Consider the following 18,599-nt stretch of genomic DNA (forward strand, 5'->3'; position numbering starts at 1 on the left):
TTGCTAAATTTGTTCCATCACAAACCGTCTTGTGGCCGCATCAATTTCCAAAATTTCCTCTAAGCTCGGTCGTGCAATGACATTGTGATGGTTCATTGCTTTTTCAATGAGGTCTTCCACTGTTAAGAAATCAATTCTCTTTTGTAAAAAGGCTTCAACAGCTACTTCATTCGCTGCGTTCATTACAGCTGGCATACTTCCACCTGCTTTTCCAGCTTCATACGCAAAACGTAAACAACGGAATCGTTCTTGGTCCATTTTCTCAAAATGCAACGTCCCTATTTCCCATAAGTTTAACTGTTTTGTGTCTGAAAGAGGCAATCTATCAGGATATGTAAGTGCGTATTGAATTGGTACTCGCATATCAGGTGAACCAAGCTGCGCCATTACACTACGATCTTCAAATTCAACCATAGAATGGATAATACTTTCTTTATGTAAAACAACATCGATTTGCTCATAAGGGATACCAAAAAGCCAATGTGCTTCAATTACTTCTAGTCCCTTATTCATCATTGTAGCAGAATCAATTGTAATTTTCGAACCCATTGACCAGTTTGGATGTCGAAGCGCATCTTCTACGGTCACACGATGCAATTCATCCCTCGTTTTATCGCGGAAACTTCCACCAGAAGCCGTTATAATAAGACGAGAAATTCTTTTTTCACTTTCACCATTCAAGCATTGAAAAATAGCCGAATGTTCACTATCAACTGGAAGTAACGAAACATTATGTTTTCGTGCTGCTTCCATTACAAGATGTCCTGCAGTTACTAACGTTTCTTTATTTGCAATTCCAATTGTTTTTTTCGCCTCAATTGCACGAAGTGTTGGTAACAACCCTACGCTACCTACAACAGCATTTACTACAATCTCCGCATCTGGATGTAATGCTACTTCTAAAAGTCCTTCACTACCATATACAATTTTTGTATTACCAGAAACAGATTGTAATTTTAAAACATCTTCCTCTCTTTGCACAGAGACGATTTGCGGAGAAAATTCTTGAATTACCTTTACTGCGTAGTCAATATTTTTCCCTACAGAAAAAGCAACGAGACGGAATTGGTCTGGGTGCGAGCGTAATACATCTAAAGTTTGTGTACCAATTGATCCGCTTGCACCTAATAAACTAATGTTTTTCATGACTCCAACCCCTCGTTCATTTATTAATTGTATTGTAATAAGAAGTAGAGAATTGGTAAAACGAATAACCAACTATCTGTTCGGTCTAATATACCACCATGCCCAGGTAAAATTGTACCTGAATCCTTTACGCCATAATGACGTTTAAAAGCAGATTGTACTAAATCACCAATTTGTCCAAAAATAGAAATGGTAATTGTCAGCACAATTAAAATTACTACATTCGATTCGACTGGGAAGAACACGTTGTAAACAAGTGCCACAATAATTCCACAAACGATGCCCCCTAATGAACCTTCAATCGTTTTATTTGGACTGATTTCTGGCCACAATTTTCTCTTGCCCAATGCTTTTCCTACGAAATATGCGCCTGAATCAGTAGCCCATATAACAAATAATGCGCAAAATACATATTTAATTCCTAATATTCTCGTTTCATTTAAATATAAGAATCCCATTGCCACATATGTCGTCGCCATCAGTAAAAATGAAGCATTATCAAAAGTAAATGTATTCTTAGAAAGGACTGTATATGATAAAAGTAATAAAACAATCACAAATGTGATTTCCAATTTACCTAATCCAATCCATGTAAACAGTTCTGATGCACTACTTGGAATTAAAAGAATCCACAATAATACTGCAGCTAAAACTGTCGGTACTGAAATAAGCGTAAGCTTATTCATACGAATTAATTCATATAAACCTATAGAAGCAAGTGCATACACTAAAACCGTAAAAGGCACGCCACCGTATATTACGATGGGAATGAATAGCGCGGCAGCAACCACTCCAGTAATAATTCTCTGTTTCACTACCAAACCCTCTCTTTCTACACGCCTCCGAATCTGCGCCCTCTATGTTGAAAGTCAGTAATCGCATTTAGCAAATGTTCTTCTTTGAAGTCTGGCCAATACACGTCTGTAAACCAAAACTCCGAATATGCAATTTGCCATAACATGAAATTACTAATACGTAGCTCTCCGCTTGTTCGGATTAACAACTCTGGATCAGGTAAAGAACTCGTCATTAAGTAGGAGGAAAGCATTTCTTCACTTACCTCTTCAGAACGAATTTTTCCTTCCTCATTATCTTTCATCATATGTTGCACAGCAGAAACGATTTCATCTCGACTTCCATAGTTTAACGCGAAATTAAGAATTAATCCCGTATTCTCTTTCGTATCTTCCATGGCTTTCTCCATCGCTCTGCGTGTATGCGTAGGAAGACGATCTTTTTGCCCTATTACTCGGACTTGTACGTTTTCTTCAATCAATTCTGGTAAAAATGTACCTAGAAATTCTTCTGGAAGCTTCATTAAATAATCAACTTCCTTTTTCGGTCTTTTCCAGTTCTCAGTTGAAAAAGCATAAAGAGTTAACACTTTCACATTAAGTTTACTTGCAAATTTTGTAATTTTCTTTACAACTTGCATACCTTCATGATGTCCCGCAATACGAGGCATTGCTCTCCTCTTTGCCCATCTTCCATTCCCATCCATAATGATGGCAATATGTTCTGGGATATATCCTTTTTTCACTTCTTCAACGAGATGATCAAACGATGTGTCCTTTTTACCTTTAAAAAAAGGAAAGTTTTTAAACATCATTCATACCCTCCAGCAAGCAGACGTATGCCTAAAAGTGTAAAAAGACCCCCTTAAGAAGAGGGTCATAATTGCGAAGTTATCGCTATTACACTTCCATGATTTCTTTTTCTTTGTTTTTTGCGATTTCGTCAACTTTTGCAATATATTTATCTGTTTCTTTTTGGATATCTTCAGTATATCCTCTTAAATCATCTTCTGTAATCTCGCCAGCTTTTTCAAGCTTCTTAAGATCATCATTTCCGTCACGACGTACGTTACGAACAGCAACTTTAGCTTCTTCAGCATATTTTTTCACAACTTTTACAAGATCACGACGACGTTCTTCTGTTAATGCAGGGAATGCAATACGAATTACAGTTCCATCATTAGAAGGATTTAAGCCTAAATCTGCTTTTAAAATTGCTTTTTCAATATCACCGATAGAAGTTTTATCATAAGGTTGAATTACTAGTAAACGCGCTTCTGGAACTGTAATGTTCGCTAATTGCACAACTGGTGTTGGTGCACCATAGTAATCAACTTGTACCTTATCTAATACAGACGCGTTTGCACGGCCAGCACGAACTGTTGCTAATTCACGAGAATAAGCAGCAACTGCTTTTTCCATTTTTTCATTTGAAGACTTCAATACTTGTTGTCCCATATTTATTTCCCCCTTACCACTGTTCCGATATTTTCGCCTAAAACGGCACGTTTAATATTACCTTTTTCCATAACTGAGAATACAATTAATGGAATATCATTATCCATACATAGAGAAGAAGCTGTAGAATCCATTACACCTAAACCTTCTTTTAATACGTCTAAGTAAGTAAGCGTTTCATATTTCGTAGCTGTTGGATCAATAGATGGATCCGCATTATATACACCATCTACATTGTTTTTCGCCATTAAAATTACATCTGCTTCAATTTCTGCCGCACGTAATGCTGCTGTTGTATCTGTAGAGAAATATGGGTTACCTGTACCTGCTGCAAAGATAACAACACGTTTTTTCTCTAAGTGACGAACTGCTTTACGACGAATGTAAGGTTCTGCAACTTGACGCATCTCAATTGAAGTTTGTACACGAGTTTGAATTCCGATATTCTCCAAGCTATCTTGAAGAGCTAATGAATTCATAACTGTCGCTAACATGCCCATGTAATCTGCCCCTGCACGATCCATGCCCATTTCACTTCCAATTTTCCCACGCCAAATGTTACCGCCACCAACAACAACAGCAACCTCTACATCAAGTTCTGCAATTTCTTTTACTTGTTCCGCAACTGACTTAATAACAGTTGGGTTAATTCCAAATCCTTGCTCTCCAGCTAAAGCTTCTCCACTTAGCTTTAAAACGACACGATTATATTTCGGTTTACTCATAATGAACCTCCAATTGCTTACATCTTTATTTTAAAAAAGGGAACACAATGTGTTCCCTAATCTGTATTAGTTGCTACCTTTTACTTGGTTCATTACTTCTTCAGCAAAGTTGTCTTCGCGTTTTTCGATACCTTCACCAACAGCGTAGCGAACGAATCCTTTTAATGTTCCGCCTTTAGACTCAACGAACTGACGAACTTTCATATCAGGGTTTTTAACGAATGCTTGGTCAAGTAAGCAAATCTCTTCGAAGAATTTGCCTAAACGGCCTTCAACCATTTTTGCAACGATTTTCTCAGGCTTGCCTTCGTTTAATGCTTGTTGTGTTAATACTTGACGCTCATGCTCAACTTCTTCAGCTGTTACAGCATCGCGGTCGATGTATTTAGGGTTAACTGCAGCGATGTGCATTGCAACATCTTTAGCAGCAGCTTCATCAGTAGAACCTTCAAGAACTGTTAATACACCAATGCGTCCACCCATGTGTAGGTAAGCGCCGAATGCATCTGCATCAGTTTTTGATACGATTTCGAAACGACGAAGTGTAAGTTTTTCACCAATTTTAGCGATTGCTTCGTTGATGTGCTCTTCAACTTTTTTACCGTTTTCCATTGTTTGAGCCATAGCTTCTTCAACGTTAGCTGGTTTGTTAGTTAATAAGTGAGCAGCTAATTCTTTAATTAGTGTTTGGAAACCTTCGTTTTTCGCAACGAAATCAGTTTCAGAGTTTAATTCTAAGATTAAAGCGTCGTTACCGTTTGTTTCGATGAAAGTTAAACCTTCAGCAGCAATGCGGTCAGCTTTTTTAGCAGCTTTCGCAATACCTTTTTCACGTAAGAAGTCAATTGCCTTCTCCATGTCGCCGTTAGTTTCTGTTAAAGCTTTTTTGCAGTCCATCATACCTGCGCCAGTTTTTTCACGTAATTCTTTTACCATTTGAGCAGTGATTGCCATACTTTTCATCCTCCTAAAATATGTATTTATACCTTTTATAAAGGTGTTTATACCTTAAAAAAGGTGATAAAAGGCCGAACCCCTTATCACCTTTCCAACTTTGTTACGCAGTAACAGTTTCTTCACCTTGTTTTGCTTCAAGGATCGCGTCTGCCATTTTAGATGTAAGAAGTTTTACAGCACGAATTGCATCATCGTTTGCTGGGATAACGTGATCGATTTCGTCTGGATCACAGTTTGTATCAACGATACCGATGATTGGAATGTGTAATTTGCGTGCTTCAGCAACTGCAATACGCTCTTTACGAGGGTCTACTACGAATAATGCACTTGGAAGACCTTTCATATCTTTAATACCGCCTAAGAATTTCTCAAGACGCTCTAACTCTTTTTTAAGTTGAACAACTTCTTTCTTAGGAAGTACTTCGAAAGTACCATCTTCTTGCATTCTTTCGATGTCTTTAAGACGCTTGATACGCTTTTGGATTGTTTGGAAGTTTGTTAAAGTTCCGCCTAACCAACGTTGGTTAACGAAGTACATACCAGCACGAGTTGCTTCTTCTTTAATAGCTTCTTGTGCTTGTTTTTTAGTACCTACGAATAAGATGTCTCCGCCTTCAGCAGCGATGTCGCGCATCGTTCTGTAAGCTTCCTCAACTTTTTTCACAGTTTTTTGTAAGTCGATGATGTAGATACCGTTACGCTCTGTGAAAATGTAACGCTTCATTTTTGGGTTCCAACGACGAGTTTGATGTCCGAAATGAACACCAGCTTCAAGCAATTGCTTCATAGAAATTACTGACATAATATAGTTCCTCCTAAATGGTTTTTGATATCCTCCGTTTACTTCATCTCTAAGCGAAACTACAAACGTAGCACCAACACTTAAATCAGTAAACGTGTGTACTTTGTACTGACACCACTGCTTACTATATCATACTGAAATATTACAATCAAGTCGAAAATGCGAACAATGTAAAACTTTCTTTGTTCATACTCGAATTCTAGTATTACCAACCTTCATTTCTTTTAAGCAAAAAAATAAATACAATTAATAGTTTTCTCAGAAAACACGCTTATGACACTTTTCACAAGCACCATCTATCCATTGCACATAAAAAACTCTCCTCGATTGAGGAGAGTTTTTTACAAATTAGTTTGTTTTTAATTTAGCAAGTTCCTGTAGAAACTTGTCGTTTAGCACTTTAATGTATGTTCCTTTCATACCTAAAGAACGAGACTCAATAACACCAGCACTTTCTAATTTACGTAGTGCATTTACGATTACAGAACGAGTAATTCCTACGCGATCAGCAATTTTACTTGCAACAAGTAAACCTTCTGTTCCATTTAATTCTTCGAAAATGTGCTCAATCGCTTCTAACTCACTGTAAGATAATGAGCTGATCGCCATTTGAACAACAGCTTTACTACGTGCTTCCTCTTCGATTTCTTCTGCTTTTTCACGTAAGATTTCCATACCTACAACAGTTGAGCTGTACTCAGCAAGGATTAAATCATCATCTAAGAACTCTTGACCAAGACGAGCTAATACTAATGTCCCTAGACGCTCACCGCCACCAACGATTGGTACGATTGTAGTTAAACCTTGACCAAATAATTCTCTGTTTTCTACTGGGAATGCTGTGTAAGCACTGTTCACATCTAAGTTTGAAGATGTTTCTGTAATGTTGAATAAGCTTTGTGTATATTCTTCTGGGAATTGACGTTCTGCAAGCATTTGCTTCATGCGTTCGTTTTCGATTTGTTGGTGAATTGCATAACCTAGTAATTTACCACGACGGCTAACTACGAATACGTTTGCTTCGATTACTTCACACATTGTGTCAGACATTTCTCTAAAGTTTACAGGCTTCCCTGCTGCGCTCTGTAATAACGCATTTAATTTTCTCGTTTTTGCTAATAATTCCATTTCAAAAGTTCCTCCTACATGTTACTCACATATTTTTTCATCACTTGGAAACTAGGGCGAGTCACCTGATGACACTATTACAAAATAAACTGGCTCACATCTTTATTTTTAGCAATTGTTGCTAATTTCTCCTCAACGTATTGAGGTGTTATCGTTATTTTCTCTAACGTAATTTCAGATGCTTCAAACGATAAATCTTCAAGGAGCTTCTCCATAATTGTATGAAGTCTTCTTGCTCCAATATTATCTGTATCCTGATTAACTTGATAAGCAATCTCAGCAATCTTACGAATAGCTTCGTCTGAAAATTCAATTTCTATACCTTCAGTCGCTAATAATGCCATATATTGTTTAATTAACGCATTGTCAGGCTCGATTAGTATTTTAACAAAATCGTCTGTCGATAATTTTGTTAATTCTACTCGAATCGGAAATCTCCCTTGCAATTCCGGAATTAAATCCGACGGTTTAGACATATGGAACGCTCCAGCTGCAACGAATAAAATATAATCCGTTTTTACTGATCCGTATTTTGTCGCAACATTCGACCCTTCTACAATCGGCAAAATGTCACGTTGCACACCTTCACGTGATACATCTACGCTATTCGACTGCTTACCAGCAATTTTGTCAATTTCATCGATAAAAATAATCCCGAGCTGTTCAGCACGATAAACAGCCTCTTGTGTAACTTCATCCATATCAATTAAGCGCTGTGCCTCTTCATTTGTCAAGAGTTTTCTTGCTTCTTTTACAGAAAGTTTACGTTTTTTCGTTTTTTTCGGCATAAAACTTCCTAGCGCATCTTGGAAATTCATTCCCATTTGCTCCATGCCAGTTCCTTGTAACATATCAAACATGGAAGACTGTTGTTCAGTCACTTCAATCGATACAATTTCGTCTTCAAGAAGCCCTGCAGCAAGCTTTCTCTCCACATCATGACGCTTCTTTTCGATTTCAACATCTTCTTGTGTATCAGACGTTTGATTCGAATTTTGAGTACCTCCAAAAAGCATCTCTAATGGATTTTTGAATCCAGATTGTTTCTCTGGACTCGGTACTAAAATTTCAACAAGACGTTGATTCGCTTGCTCTTCGGCTTTATCTTGAACTTTCACTACCATTTCTTCTTTTACGATACGAACCGATGTTTCCACCAGGTCACGTACCATTGACTCTACATCTCTACCCACATATCCAACTTCTGTGAATTTTGTAGCCTCAACCTTAATAAAAGGTGCTCCAACGAGTTTCGCCATTCGTCGTGCTACCTCTGTTTTCCCAACACCTGTCGGTCCAATCATTAAGATATTTTTAGGTGCAATTTCGTCACGTAAATTTTCAGCTAATTTACTGCGACGATATCGATTTCTCAACGCTACAGCAACCGCTTTCTTTGCGTCTTTTTGACCGATGATGTATTGATCTAATTTTTCCACAATTTGGCGCGGAGTAAAATGTAAATGCATATAAAATGCCTCCCTTACGATTCTACAATTCTTCAACAATTATGTTGTGATTCGTATAAACACAAATATCGCCAGCAATCTCTAAACTCGCTTTCGCAATTTGCTTCGCTGTTAAGTGTTCACTTGCATATTGCTTTAAAGCACGACCTGCAGAAAGTGCATAATTCCCACCAGATCCAATTGCTAAAATACCATCATCCGGTTCAATCACTTCTCCTGTACCTGAAACAAGGAGCATAGTTGTTTTATCCATGACAATGAGCATTGCTTCTAGCTGACGTAACATTTTATCGCCACGCCATTGTTTAGCCATTTCAACAGCAGCACGCTGCAAGTTGCCATTATACTCTTCTAATTTCCCTTCAAACATTTCAAAAAGAGTAAATGCGTCAGCAACTGATCCTGCGAAACCAGCTAAAACTTTACCTTGGAAAAGTTTACGAACTTTACGAGCTGTATGTTTCATTACAACAGCATTTCCCATTGTCACTTGGCCATCTCCAGCCATTGCACATTCTCCATTATGATGAACTGCAAATATCGTTGTAGCGTGGAAATTTCCCATAGAAAAAACTCCTTTATTTGTTTTTATAGCTTTTAAAGCAATTTATGCCCGCGGGTGATGCTTCATGTAAACAGAACGCAATCTTTCTTTAGAGACATGCGTATAAATTTGTGTCGTCGACAAATTTTCATGGCCTAATAACTCCTGTACAGTACGTAAATCCGCCCCTTCATCTAGCATATGTGTAGCAAATGTATGCCTTAACATATGGGGACTTATCCGCATTGTCAGCGAAGCCTTTTTAATGAGTTCATTTAAAACATAACGAACTCCACGACTTGTTAGCGGTTTACCTTTCGCATTTAAAAATACCATATGAGAGTCTTCGTCAGTCTTATTAACTAACTGTTTTCTCCCATTCTCTATATAAGTAATTAAAGAATCTTGCGCATAGCTTCCGAACGGAATATACCTTTGTTTTTTTCCTTTTCCCATTACTAAAATTGTTCCCACCGCAAAGTCAATATCGGTAAGTTGTAAATTGACACATTCACTCACACGGATCCCAGTCGCATACATCAACTCTAACAAAGCTTGATTCCTTTGACCTAATGGTGTTTCCGTGTCAGAAACTTCAAATAATTCCTCTAACTCTTCAGCATATAAAAACTTTGGGATTGACAATTCTTTTTTGGGGAGTGACGCAAGTGCAAACGGATTATCCTTTCGATAACCTTCACGCATCAAAAAACGATATAAACTTCGTAAGCTTGATACTTTTCTTGCGACAGATTTACGGGCTAACTTCTCATCGTGCAACGTCGTTAAGTACAAACGAACATCCGCGTATGTAACGTCTAAAAAAGAGGATATGCCTTCTCGTTCCATAAATTGCACAAAATGTTCTAAATCATTTTGATAACTTGCAATTGTATATTTTGAATAATTTCTTTCAATTTGTAAATATCCAACGAATAATTGTAACAATTTCTTCACATTCACACAACTCACCTCAATAAAGGCTACTAAATCGTATCACAACTTAGTAGCCTTTGCAAGAAATTTAACTAAATATTTACAAAATTTCGAATCGTTTCTAAAGCGCGTGCTGCGTACGCTTCATTTCGTTCTGCTTTCTTTTTAATCTTCTTCTCTAACGGTGCAAATAGACCGAAGTTCGCATTCATCGGTTGGAAGTTTTTAGCGTTCGTTGCCGTAATGTAATTTGCCATGCTACCCATCGCAGTTACTGGCGGTAATACAACTGGCTCTTCACCTTGCACAAGACGCGCAGCATTAATTCCTGCTAATAATCCTGATGCTGCTGATTCAACATATCCCTCTACTCCAGTCATTTGACCAGCGAAGAATAAATCATCCCGTTGTTTATATTGATATGTTGGACGAAGCAAATTAGGTGAATTAATAAACGTATTACGATGCATTACACCATAACGTACAATCTCTGCATTTTCCAATCCTGGAATTAACTGTAGCACTTCTTTTTGCGGTCCCCACTTTAAATGTGTTTGGAAACCTACGATATTGTATAAAGTTCCCGCTGCATCATCTTGACGTAACTGAACAACAGCATATGGCGTTTTCCCTGTTTTTGGATCTTCCAATCCAACAGGTTTCATAGGTCCAAATACTAACGTCTGTCTCCCTCTACTTGCCATAACCTCTACTGGCATACAACCTTCAAAGAAAATTTCTTTTTCAAACTCTTTTAAAGGCACTGTCTCAGCAGCAATTAGAGCCTCATAAAAACGATCAAACTCTTCTTCTGTCATTGGGCAATTTAAATATGCAGCTTCACCTTTGTCATAACGCGATTTTAAATATACTTTATTCATGTCAATGCTGTCTTTTTCTACGATTGGGGCTGCAGCATCATAGAAGTAGAAATAATCTTCTCCTGTTAATTCTTTCAATTTTGCAGAAAGATCAGGAGATGTTAATGGACCTGTAGCAATAATTGTCGGTCCCTCTGGAATATCTGTAATTTCTTCATTCATTACAGTTACATTTGGATGGTTCTTTACGTATTCTGTTACTTTAGCTGCGAACTCATGACGGTCTACAGCTAAAGCGCCTCCAGCTGGTACAGAGCACTCATCCGCCGCACGAATAATTACAGAATCCATTAAGCGCATTTCCTCTTTAATAACTCCAACCGCATTTGTTAAAGTGTTTGCACGAAGTGAGTTACTACATACTAATTCAGCGAATTTATCTGTGTGATGAGCTGGCGTTTGCCTTACCGGTCTCATTTCATATAATCTAACTTGGACACCACGTTTTGCAATTTGGTAAGCTGCTTCACTTCCTGCAAGACCTGCGCCAATGACGTTTACTACTTGTGTTGTCATTTATATCACCTTTCCTTTTCTTCCCGAAAAAAATGTGAGCAGTTACGCTCACATTTGTTGTTCTTCTTCATAATCGCACGAAATACATTGTACTTGCACGCCTTTTTTCAACTTTTTCTCTACAAGCATGCCTTCGCACTTCGGACACTTACGACCAATTGGCTTATCCCAAGATACAAAGTCGCATTCCGGATACGTACCGCACCCATAGAAAAGACGTTTCTTTTTATTACTACGGCGTTCAATAATTTGACCCTTATCACACTTTGGACAAGTAACACCGATTTCTTTCACAATCGGCTTTGTATTACGACAATCTGGGAAATTCGAGCAAGCCATAAATTTCCCGTATTTACCCATTTTAAAGACCATTGGGTGATTACATAGTTCACAATCTTCCCCAGCTGGTTCATCTTTAATTTCCACTTCACGCATTTCTTTTTCCGCTTTTTCTAAACGCGGTTCAAAACCTACGTAGAAATCATCAACAATTTTTACCCAATTCGCATTTCCTTCTTCTACTTCATCAAGGCTTTGCTCCATATTGGCAGTAAATTCAATGTTAATAATTTCTGGGAAAAACTCTAAAATAAGTTCAATTACTATTTCACCAAGTTCAGTCGGAACGAAGCGTTTATTATCCAAGCCTACATACCCACGCTTTTGAATCGTTTCAAGTGTAGGTACATATGTCGACGGTCTTCCAATTCCAAGTTCTTCAAGTGTTCTTACTAGGCGAGCCTCTGTATAGCGCGGAGGAGGTTGTGTAAAATGTTGCTTTGGTTCTAAATCCTTTGAAAATACAGTTTCCCCTACTTCTAAAGGCGGCAACATCTTATCCTTTTCTTCAGCACCATCATCTTTTGACTCTACATACACTTTCATAAATCCTGGGAACTTTACAACCGATCCACTTGCACGGAACTGAACATTGTTATTAATGAGTCTCGCTGTCACAGTATCCATTATAGCAGACGCCATTTGACTTGCAACAAATCGCTCCCAAATCAATTTATATAATCGAAGTTGATCACGACCTAAGAAACTTTTTAGTTCCTCTGGCTTTCTCATTACCGAAGTAGGACGAATTGCCTCATGCGCATCTTGTGCATTTGACTTTTTCGTTTCTTTCTTCTTTTCTGTTCCTATGTATTCCGTACCATACGCTTCAGTGATGTAAGTACGAGCCTCTGTTTGAGCTGTTTCTGAGATACGTGTTGAATCAGTTCTCATATACGTAATAAGACCTACAGTTCCTTGTTTTCCAAGATCTATCCCTTCATACAATTGCTGTGCAAGCATCATTGTTTTCTTTGCTCGCATGTTTAACTTACGGGCTGCTTCTTGTTGCAAGGAAGATGTTGTAAACGGTAATGCAGGGTTACGTTTTCGCTCTTTGCGCGTTACATTTTCAACTGAAAACGCATTCTCTTTCATCTGTTCAATTATTTCATTCACTTGCGTTTCATTTGTTAATTGAACTTTTTCACCATCTACACCGTAAAAGCTTGCTTCAAATGTGTCTTTTCCTTTTACAAATTCTGTTTTAATTGTCCAGAATTCTTCAGGTTCAAAGTTTTGAATTTCCCTTTCACGCTCGATGATTAAACGAACTGCTACAGATTGTACACGTCCTGCACTTAATCCTTTTTTTACTTTCTTCCATAATAAAGGACTAATATTGTAACCAACAAGACGATCAAGTATACGTCTTGCTTGTTGTGCATCCACTAAATCCATATTGATTGCACGAGGATGTTTAAATGATTCTTTGATTGCATCTTTCGTAATCTCATTAAACACAACCCGACAATCTGATTCAACGTCCACATTTAACGTATTCGCTAAATGCCAAGCAATCGCTTCCCCTTCACGGTCTGGATCGGCCGCGAGATAGACTTTCTTTGCTTTTTTGGCCGCTGATTTTAAATCTTTTAAGACGGGACCTTTACCACGAATGGTAATATACTTCGGGGTGAAGTTGTTCTTTACTTCTATCCCCATTTGACTTTTTGGCAAATCGCGAACATGTCCCATAGACGCGACAACTTTGTATTTTTTCCCTAAATATTTCTCAATGGTCTTCGCCTTAGAAGGCGACTCCACGATTACGAGGTAATCTGACATGCTAGTGCCTCCTTAAGAGGTGGATTCAAGTCTTCATTAATCTTATTGATTTCTCTTGTTTTTGTCAATCAAGAATGAATATACCATACAGTGCCAATCTACCATTTGTCAATAATTGTTTAATAAAAACATAAAAATATAAGGTTAATTTAAAATCTCTTCCAAGATATCTTCTGCATTTCTTACTAGTTTTGCTCCTTGCTGAATAAGATGATTCGTTCCCGATGCCCCCTCTATAAATATAGGTCCAGGAAGCGCAAATACCTCTCTACTTTGCTCTAACGCAAGGTCCGCAGTAATAAGTGTTCCACTTCTCGATTTCGCTTCTACAACTAAAACACCTTTACTTATACCACTAATAATCCGGTTTCTTTTTGGAAAATACCATTTTTTCGGTGCATAGTGCGGCGGATACTCTGTCAATAACAATATATATTCCTTCCACATTTCATATAAAGGTCTATTTTCTTTCGGATACATAAAAGACAATCCATGCCCTAATATCGCAATAGTCGGGCAATGATGCCTTACTGTAATCTCATGAGACATTGTATCTATCCCTTTTGCAAACCCACTGACAATAAGCCACTCTCTTTCTAATAAAGGGTGTAAAATAAACTTCAAACTCTCATGACCATATAATGATGGTTCTCTCGTTCCAACAACTGCTAATTTATTTACTTTATTCAGGAAATCTTTCTCTCCTTTTCCATATAAAACGAAGGGAGGATCTTGTATTTCACGTAATAATTGCGGATAATTTTCATCCCATATCGTTATATAAAAAATACGATTTTTCTCTAAATAAGATATATATTGCGGAAGATTTGAACTTTGAAGAAATTTTACTAGTTCTGAAGATTTTTTCGAGGATATTCCAGTGTAGTGTTCCATTTGTTTTTCGTTAAAATTATATATGTTCTCTAATTCTGGATCGACATATAGTAGCCTCTCCATCGCTTTCCAATAATTTGCTAGCAAGTAATGAAGATGTAATAATCTCTCTCTTTTCATCTTGATTCTCCTTACCCATAATTTTTATTATGTAAACAGAAAAAGTCTAAAAAGACACCCTCAAGTAAGAAGGTGTCTTTCAACAGATTAATAGTTTTTACAAGTCTCAAATAAACCTTTTTCTTTTAAAACAGAGATTAGCGTTTCTCCCATAACTGCTGGAGTTTCAGCTACTTTAATGCCACAAGCTTCCATTGTTTTAATCTTTTCAGCAGCAGTTCCTTTACCGCCAGAAATGATTGCACCAGCATGGCCCATACGTTTGCCAGCAGGCGCTGTTTGACCACCAATGAAGCCTACAACAGGTTTTGTCATATTAGCTTTTACCCATTCAGCTGCCTCTTCTTCTGCTGTACCGCCGATTTCACCAATCATAATTACAGCATGTGTTTCTTCATCTTCATTAAATGCTTTTAAAGCATCAATAAAGTCTGTACCGTTAACAGGGTCTCCGCCGATACCTACAGCAGTAGATTGGCCAATACCTTCTTGTGTTAACTGATGTACAGCTTCATACGTTAATGTACCAGAGCGAGATACGATACCAACATGACCTTTTTTATGAATATATCCTGGCATAATACCAATCTTACATTCATCCGGTGTGATTACACCTGGGCAGTTTGGTCCAAGTAAACGTGTATGTTTACCCGCCATATATCTCTTTACGTTTACCATATCTAATACAGGAATCCCTTCAGTAATACATACTACTAAATCAATTTCTGCATCAACAGCTTCCATAATTGCATCTGCCGCAAAAGCGGGTGGAACGTATACAACTGAAGCGTTTGCCCCTGTTGCTTTCACTGCATCTTCTACTGTATCAAATACTGGTACACCTTCAATATCAGTGCCGCCCTTACCTGGTGTTACACCACCGACAATTTTCGTACCGTATTCAATCATTTGTTTTGTATGGAATAAACCTTGAGAACCTGTAATACCTTGAACAATAACTTTTGTATCTTTATTAACTAATACGCTCATTTTTCTCCCCCGCTTTCTATTAGCCCACTAGTGAAACAATTTTTTGTGCACCGTCTGCCATAGATTCTGCTGCAACAATATTTAAGCCAGACTCATTTAAAATTTTCTTACCTAGTTCTACGTTTGTACCTTCAAGACGTACAACTAAAGGTAACTCAAGACCTACTTGTTTCGTTGCTTCAATAACACCTTCTGCAATAACATCACACTTCATAATGCCACCAAAAATGTTAACGAAGATACCTTTTACATTTTTGTCAGAAAGGATAATTTTGAATGCTTCTGTAACTTTTTCTGCAGTTGCACCGCCACCAACATCTAAGAAGTTAGCTGGGTCACCGTGGTAATGTTTAATGATATCCATTGTAGCCATCGCTAAACCTGCACCATTAACCATACAACCGATATTTCCATCTAAAGGAATGTAGTTTAAGTCGTATTTTGAAGCTTCAATTTCTTTTGAATCCTCTTCATCAAGATCACGAAGCTCTAAAATGTCTTTATGGCGATATAATGCATTAGAATCAAAGTTTAATTTTGCATCTAATGCCATAACTTTACCTTCACCTGTTGTAACAAGTGGGTTAATCTCAGCGATAGAGCAATCTTTTTCGATAAACGCACGGTATAAGCCCATCATAAACTTCACAGCTTGTCCTACAAGCTCTTTTGGAATATTGATGTTAAATGCGATTCGGCGCGCTTGGAAACCTTGTAAGCCTACTGCTGGATCAATATATTCTTTAAAGATTTTTTCAGGTGTTTTTTCTGCTACTTCTTCAATTTCTGTTCCGCCTTCTTCAGACGCCATTAAAACAACTTGAGAAGTTGCACGATCTAAAACTAGACCTACATAATATTCTTTTTTAATATCGCAACCTTCTTCGATAAGTAAGCGTTTTACTTCCTTACCTTCAGGACCTGTTTGATGTGTCACAAGTGTAGTTCCTAAAATGCTTTCTGCATATGTACGAACTTCATCTAAATTTTTTGCAACTTTTACTCCGCCAGCTTTGCCGCGTCCACCAGCGTGAATTTGTGCTTTCACTACACATACATCTGTTCCTAATTCTTTCGCCGCTTCTACAGCTTCTTCTACTGTAAATGCAACCTTCCCGTTCGGAACGCTAACCCCATAGCTTCTAAGGACTGCCTTACCTTGGTACTCATGGATATTCATGGTCCCATCCTCCCCTGTTTTCCTGTTTTACTCGAAAAGTTTTTTAATGTTTAAAAAACATTACATTGCCATTGTATAAGATGATTGGCACGCTGTCTACAATAAAGTGTCAGAAAACTGAAATCGCTTTATTCTTTTTCGGAAATAGTAATGTTTATATGCCAAAATAAAAAAATAAGCTGTATATTTACAGCTTATTTTTGAATCATATCTTTAATTGGCGCGAATGACTTTCGGTGTTCATCTAATACTCCATGCACTTGAATTGCCTCTAAATGTTGCTTTGTGCCATATCCCATATGTTGCTCAAATCCATATTGAGGATACTTCTCTCCCAGTTCTTTCATCATACGATCTCTCGTTACTTTTGCGATAATGGATGCGGCTGAAATCGAAACACTTTTCGCATCACCTTTAATAATTGATGTTTGCGGAATTGGTGTAGGAAGTTTCATCGCATCAATTAATAAATGTTGGGGTGTACAAGATAAATTCGCAACTGCATCTAACATCGCTTGTTTCGTTGCTTGGTAAATATTAATGTCATCAATAACTTCTGGTGATACAATTCCTACTCCAATTGCAATTGCTTGTACTTTTATTTCATCATAAAAACGCTCACGTTTCGCTTCACTCAACTTTTTCGAATCATTTAACCCTGGAATATAAAAATCCTCAGGAAGAACGACAGCTGCCGTCACAACAGGCCCAGCCAATGGCCCGCGCCCTACTTCATCAATACCCGCGATATATGTGACCCCTTTTTCACGCAAAGCATTTTCATACTTGGACATTTCAAAAAACTTCTCTTTTTCTTTCTGTTCTAACTCTTTTTGTTTATACCACTTCAAAACGAGCTTTTGAACACCTTTTCGATCATCTTTCATTAACAGTTGAAAGCGATCATCTTCTTCATTCATAATTTCTTTCAATACATTTTCCGCTTCTTTTATCGTCATAGTTTGCATTTATACAAGCTCCTTTTTAAACATATCCAAAAAGAAAAGACGCACAAACGCACGTCTTATACTTCTTCTATTTTTTCCACATCTTCTACTTGCTCTGCAAACTCTTCCGGTGTTTCAAACGTCATTTTTCCAAGTTTGCCACCACGAAGCTCACGAAGCACAAGCTCAGATGTCTTATCATAATCAATCATTCCGCCGCCCATTAAGCAGCCTCTATTTTTTCCAATTGCATCGAATAATTCCACAATATCTTCTGGAATCTCATTTAAATTATAGCGTTCTTTCAAGCGTTCTGGATAATGTTTCTCCATAAAACGTAATGCGTAAACAGCTACATCTTGTAAATTTAAAATTGAATCTTTAATTGCACCCGTTGTCGCTAAGCGAAGACCCACTAATTGATCTTCAAATTTAGGCCACAGAATACCTGGTGTATCTAACAATTCCATTTCCTTCCCAACTTTAATCCATTGTTGAGCTGTTGTCACACCTGGACGATCTCCTGTTTTAGCAATATTTTTCTTTGCCAATTTATTAATCAATGTAGATTTACCAACATTTGGTATACCTACAATTAATGCACGAATCGCTCTCGGTCTAATACCTTTTGCAACCATTTTATCAAATTTTTCTTTAACAAGCACTTTACAAGCTGCTGCAATTTCCTTCATACCTTGTCCAGCTTGTGCGTTAATCGAAATTGCCATATGGCCTTTTTCTTTAAAATATGCGATCCATTGTTTTGTTAAACGATCATCCGCCATATCCGCTTTATTTAAAACAACAAGCCTTGGCTTATGTGTAATGATTTCATCAATCATTGGGTTTCGAGATGATAATGGTAATCGAGCATCTACAAGTTCAATTACAACATCAATTAATTTTAATTTCTCCGTTACTTGGCGTCTAGCCTTCGCCATATGCCCTGGAAACCATTGAATTACCATGTTGCCACCTTCTTTTT

General features: G+C 37.6%; 18 protein-coding genes. All 18 read right to left on the reverse strand.

The features are described from left to right. Positions 1 to 3 precede the first annotated feature (3 nt). The 18 genes from dxr to ylqF all read right to left on the reverse strand — a co-directional run bounded on the left by dxr (position 4) and on the right by ylqF (position 18,582). Positions 4 to 1,146: a 1-deoxy-D-xylulose-5-phosphate reductoisomerase gene (gene dxr, locus MHB52_RS19880; RefSeq protein WP_000790378.1), complete on the reverse strand. Its 1,143-nt coding sequence runs from the start codon at positions 1,144 to 1,146 to the stop codon at positions 4 to 6. A gap of 23 nt (positions 1,147 to 1,169) precedes the next feature. Next, the gene (gene cdsA / locus MHB52_RS19885) at positions 1,170 to 1,961 is read right to left on the reverse strand and encodes a phosphatidate cytidylyltransferase (RefSeq protein WP_044795354.1); all 792 of its coding nucleotides are present in this window, start codon (positions 1,959 to 1,961) and stop codon (positions 1,170 to 1,172) included. Positions 1,962 to 1,978: 17 nt separating this feature from the next. After that, positions 1,979 to 2,755, reverse strand: coding sequence for an isoprenyl transferase (gene uppS / locus MHB52_RS19890; protein ID WP_000971296.1), 777 nt, complete (start codon positions 2,753 to 2,755; stop codon positions 1,979 to 1,981). An 85-nt stretch (positions 2,756 to 2,840) separates the two neighbouring features. Further along, the gene (gene frr / locus MHB52_RS19895; protein ID WP_000531501.1) at positions 2,841 to 3,398 is read right to left on the reverse strand and encodes a ribosome recycling factor; all 558 of its coding nucleotides are present in this window, start codon (positions 3,396 to 3,398) and stop codon (positions 2,841 to 2,843) included. A gap of 2 nt (positions 3,399 to 3,400) precedes the next feature. Continuing rightward, a complete protein-coding gene (gene pyrH, locus MHB52_RS19900) occupies positions 3,401 to 4,123 on the reverse strand; it encodes a UMP kinase (protein ID WP_000042668.1) in 723 nt (240 codons plus the stop codon). A gap of 66 nt (positions 4,124 to 4,189) precedes the next feature. Continuing rightward, positions 4,190 to 5,077 (reverse strand): translation elongation factor Ts, encoded by an 888-nt coding sequence (gene tsf, locus MHB52_RS19905; RefSeq protein ID WP_001018578.1) that lies wholly within the window; start codon positions 5,075 to 5,077, stop codon positions 4,190 to 4,192. A 103-nt stretch (positions 5,078 to 5,180) separates the two neighbouring features. After that, positions 5,181 to 5,882 carry a 30S ribosomal protein S2 gene (gene rpsB / locus MHB52_RS19910; protein ID WP_000111485.1) on the reverse strand — a complete coding sequence of 234 codons (702 nt, stop codon included), beginning with the start codon at positions 5,880 to 5,882 and terminating at the stop codon, positions 5,181 to 5,183. 348 nt (positions 5,883 to 6,230) lie between these two features. After that, the gene (gene codY, locus MHB52_RS19915; protein ID WP_000421290.1) at positions 6,231 to 7,010 is read right to left on the reverse strand and encodes a GTP-sensing pleiotropic transcriptional regulator CodY; all 780 of its coding nucleotides are present in this window, start codon (positions 7,008 to 7,010) and stop codon (positions 6,231 to 6,233) included. A gap of 77 nt (positions 7,011 to 7,087) precedes the next feature. Further along, on the reverse strand, positions 7,088 to 8,479 hold the full coding sequence (gene hslU / locus MHB52_RS19920) for an ATP-dependent protease ATPase subunit HslU (RefSeq protein WP_016118541.1): 1,392 nt from the start codon (positions 8,477 to 8,479) through the stop codon (positions 7,088 to 7,090). A 22-nt stretch (positions 8,480 to 8,501) separates the two neighbouring features. After that, a complete protein-coding gene (gene hslV, locus MHB52_RS19925; protein WP_000526272.1) occupies positions 8,502 to 9,044 on the reverse strand; it encodes an ATP-dependent protease proteolytic subunit HslV in 543 nt (180 codons plus the stop codon). A 42-nt stretch (positions 9,045 to 9,086) separates the two neighbouring features. Continuing rightward, a complete protein-coding gene (gene xerC / locus MHB52_RS19930; RefSeq protein ID WP_001101241.1) occupies positions 9,087 to 9,986 on the reverse strand; it encodes a tyrosine recombinase XerC in 900 nt (299 codons plus the stop codon). 65 nt (positions 9,987 to 10,051) lie between these two features. Beyond that, positions 10,052 to 11,356, reverse strand: a complete 1,305-nt coding sequence (gene trmFO / locus MHB52_RS19935; protein ID WP_000213002.1) for an FADH(2)-oxidizing methylenetetrahydrofolate--tRNA-(uracil(54)-C(5))-methyltransferase TrmFO — start codon at positions 11,354 to 11,356, stop codon at positions 10,052 to 10,054. 48 nt (positions 11,357 to 11,404) lie between these two features. After that, positions 11,405 to 13,483: a type I DNA topoisomerase gene (topA, locus tag MHB52_RS19940; RefSeq protein ID WP_001286964.1), complete on the reverse strand. Its 2,079-nt coding sequence runs from the start codon at positions 13,481 to 13,483 to the stop codon at positions 11,405 to 11,407. A gap of 144 nt (positions 13,484 to 13,627) precedes the next feature. Continuing rightward, entirely contained in the window at positions 13,628 to 14,497 is an 870-nt protein-coding gene (gene dprA, locus MHB52_RS19945) for a DNA-processing protein DprA (protein WP_061663126.1), read from the reverse strand. A gap of 87 nt (positions 14,498 to 14,584) precedes the next feature. Next, the gene (gene sucD / locus MHB52_RS19950; RefSeq protein ID WP_000115178.1) at positions 14,585 to 15,487 is read right to left on the reverse strand and encodes a succinate--CoA ligase subunit alpha; all 903 of its coding nucleotides are present in this window, start codon (positions 15,485 to 15,487) and stop codon (positions 14,585 to 14,587) included. A gap of 19 nt (positions 15,488 to 15,506) precedes the next feature. Then, a complete protein-coding gene (gene sucC, locus MHB52_RS19955) occupies positions 15,507 to 16,667 on the reverse strand; it encodes an ADP-forming succinate--CoA ligase subunit beta (protein WP_001020791.1) in 1,161 nt (386 codons plus the stop codon). A gap of 194 nt (positions 16,668 to 16,861) precedes the next feature. Continuing rightward, entirely contained in the window at positions 16,862 to 17,635 is a 774-nt protein-coding gene (locus tag MHB52_RS19960; protein WP_001194262.1) for a ribonuclease HII, read from the reverse strand. 56 nt (positions 17,636 to 17,691) lie between these two features. Then, positions 17,692 to 18,582, reverse strand: coding sequence for a ribosome biogenesis GTPase YlqF (ylqF, locus tag MHB52_RS19965; RefSeq protein WP_000236702.1), 891 nt, complete (start codon positions 18,580 to 18,582; stop codon positions 17,692 to 17,694). Positions 18,583 to 18,599 lie beyond the last annotated feature (17 nt).

It is taken from the genome of Bacillus sp. FSL K6-0073 (assembly GCF_038006085.1).
Classification (GTDB): Bacteria; Bacillota; Bacilli; order Bacillales; family Bacillaceae_G; genus Bacillus_A; species Bacillus_A cereus.

Coding starts and splice junctions, on each gene's coding strand:
- codY (WP_000421290.1), bottom strand. CDS start 7,010: ATGGAATTATTAGCAAAAACGAGAAAATTAAATGCGTTATTACAGAGC.
- tsf (WP_001018578.1), bottom strand. CDS start 5,077: ATGGCAATCACTGCTCAAATGGTAAAAGAATTACGTGAAAAAACTGGC.
- sucD (WP_000115178.1), bottom strand. CDS start 15,487: ATGAGCGTATTAGTTAATAAAGATACAAAAGTTATTGTTCAAGGTATT.
- dxr (WP_000790378.1), bottom strand. CDS start 1,146: ATGAAAAACATTAGTTTATTAGGTGCAAGCGGATCAATTGGTACACAA.
- sucC (WP_001020791.1), bottom strand. CDS start 16,667: ATGAATATCCATGAGTACCAAGGTAAGGCAGTCCTTAGAAGCTATGGG.
- ylqF (WP_000236702.1), bottom strand. CDS start 18,582: ATGGTAATTCAATGGTTTCCAGGGCATATGGCGAAGGCTAGACGCCAA.
- uppS (WP_000971296.1), bottom strand. CDS start 2,755: ATGATGTTTAAAAACTTTCCTTTTTTTAAAGGTAAAAAGGACACATCG.
- pyrH (WP_000042668.1), bottom strand. CDS start 4,123: ATGAGTAAACCGAAATATAATCGTGTCGTTTTAAAGCTAAGTGGAGAA.
- trmFO (WP_000213002.1), bottom strand. CDS start 11,356: ATGACAACACAAGTAGTAAACGTCATTGGCGCAGGTCTTGCAGGAAGT.
- rpsB (WP_000111485.1), bottom strand. CDS start 5,882: ATGTCAGTAATTTCTATGAAGCAATTGCTTGAAGCTGGTGTTCATTTC.
- dprA (WP_061663126.1), bottom strand. CDS start 14,497: ATGAAAAGAGAGAGATTATTACATCTTCATTACTTGCTAGCAAATTAT.
- topA (WP_001286964.1), bottom strand. CDS start 13,483: ATGTCAGATTACCTCGTAATCGTGGAGTCGCCTTCTAAGGCGAAGACC.
- hslU (WP_016118541.1), bottom strand. CDS start 8,479: ATGCATTTACATTTTACTCCGCGCCAAATTGTGGAAAAATTAGATCAA.
- frr (WP_000531501.1), bottom strand. CDS start 3,398: ATGGGACAACAAGTATTGAAGTCTTCAAATGAAAAAATGGAAAAAGCA.
- MHB52_RS19960 (WP_001194262.1), bottom strand. CDS start 17,635: ATGCAAACTATGACGATAAAAGAAGCGGAAAATGTATTGAAAGAAATT.
- hslV (WP_000526272.1), bottom strand. CDS start 9,044: ATGGGAAATTTCCACGCTACAACGATATTTGCAGTTCATCATAATGGA.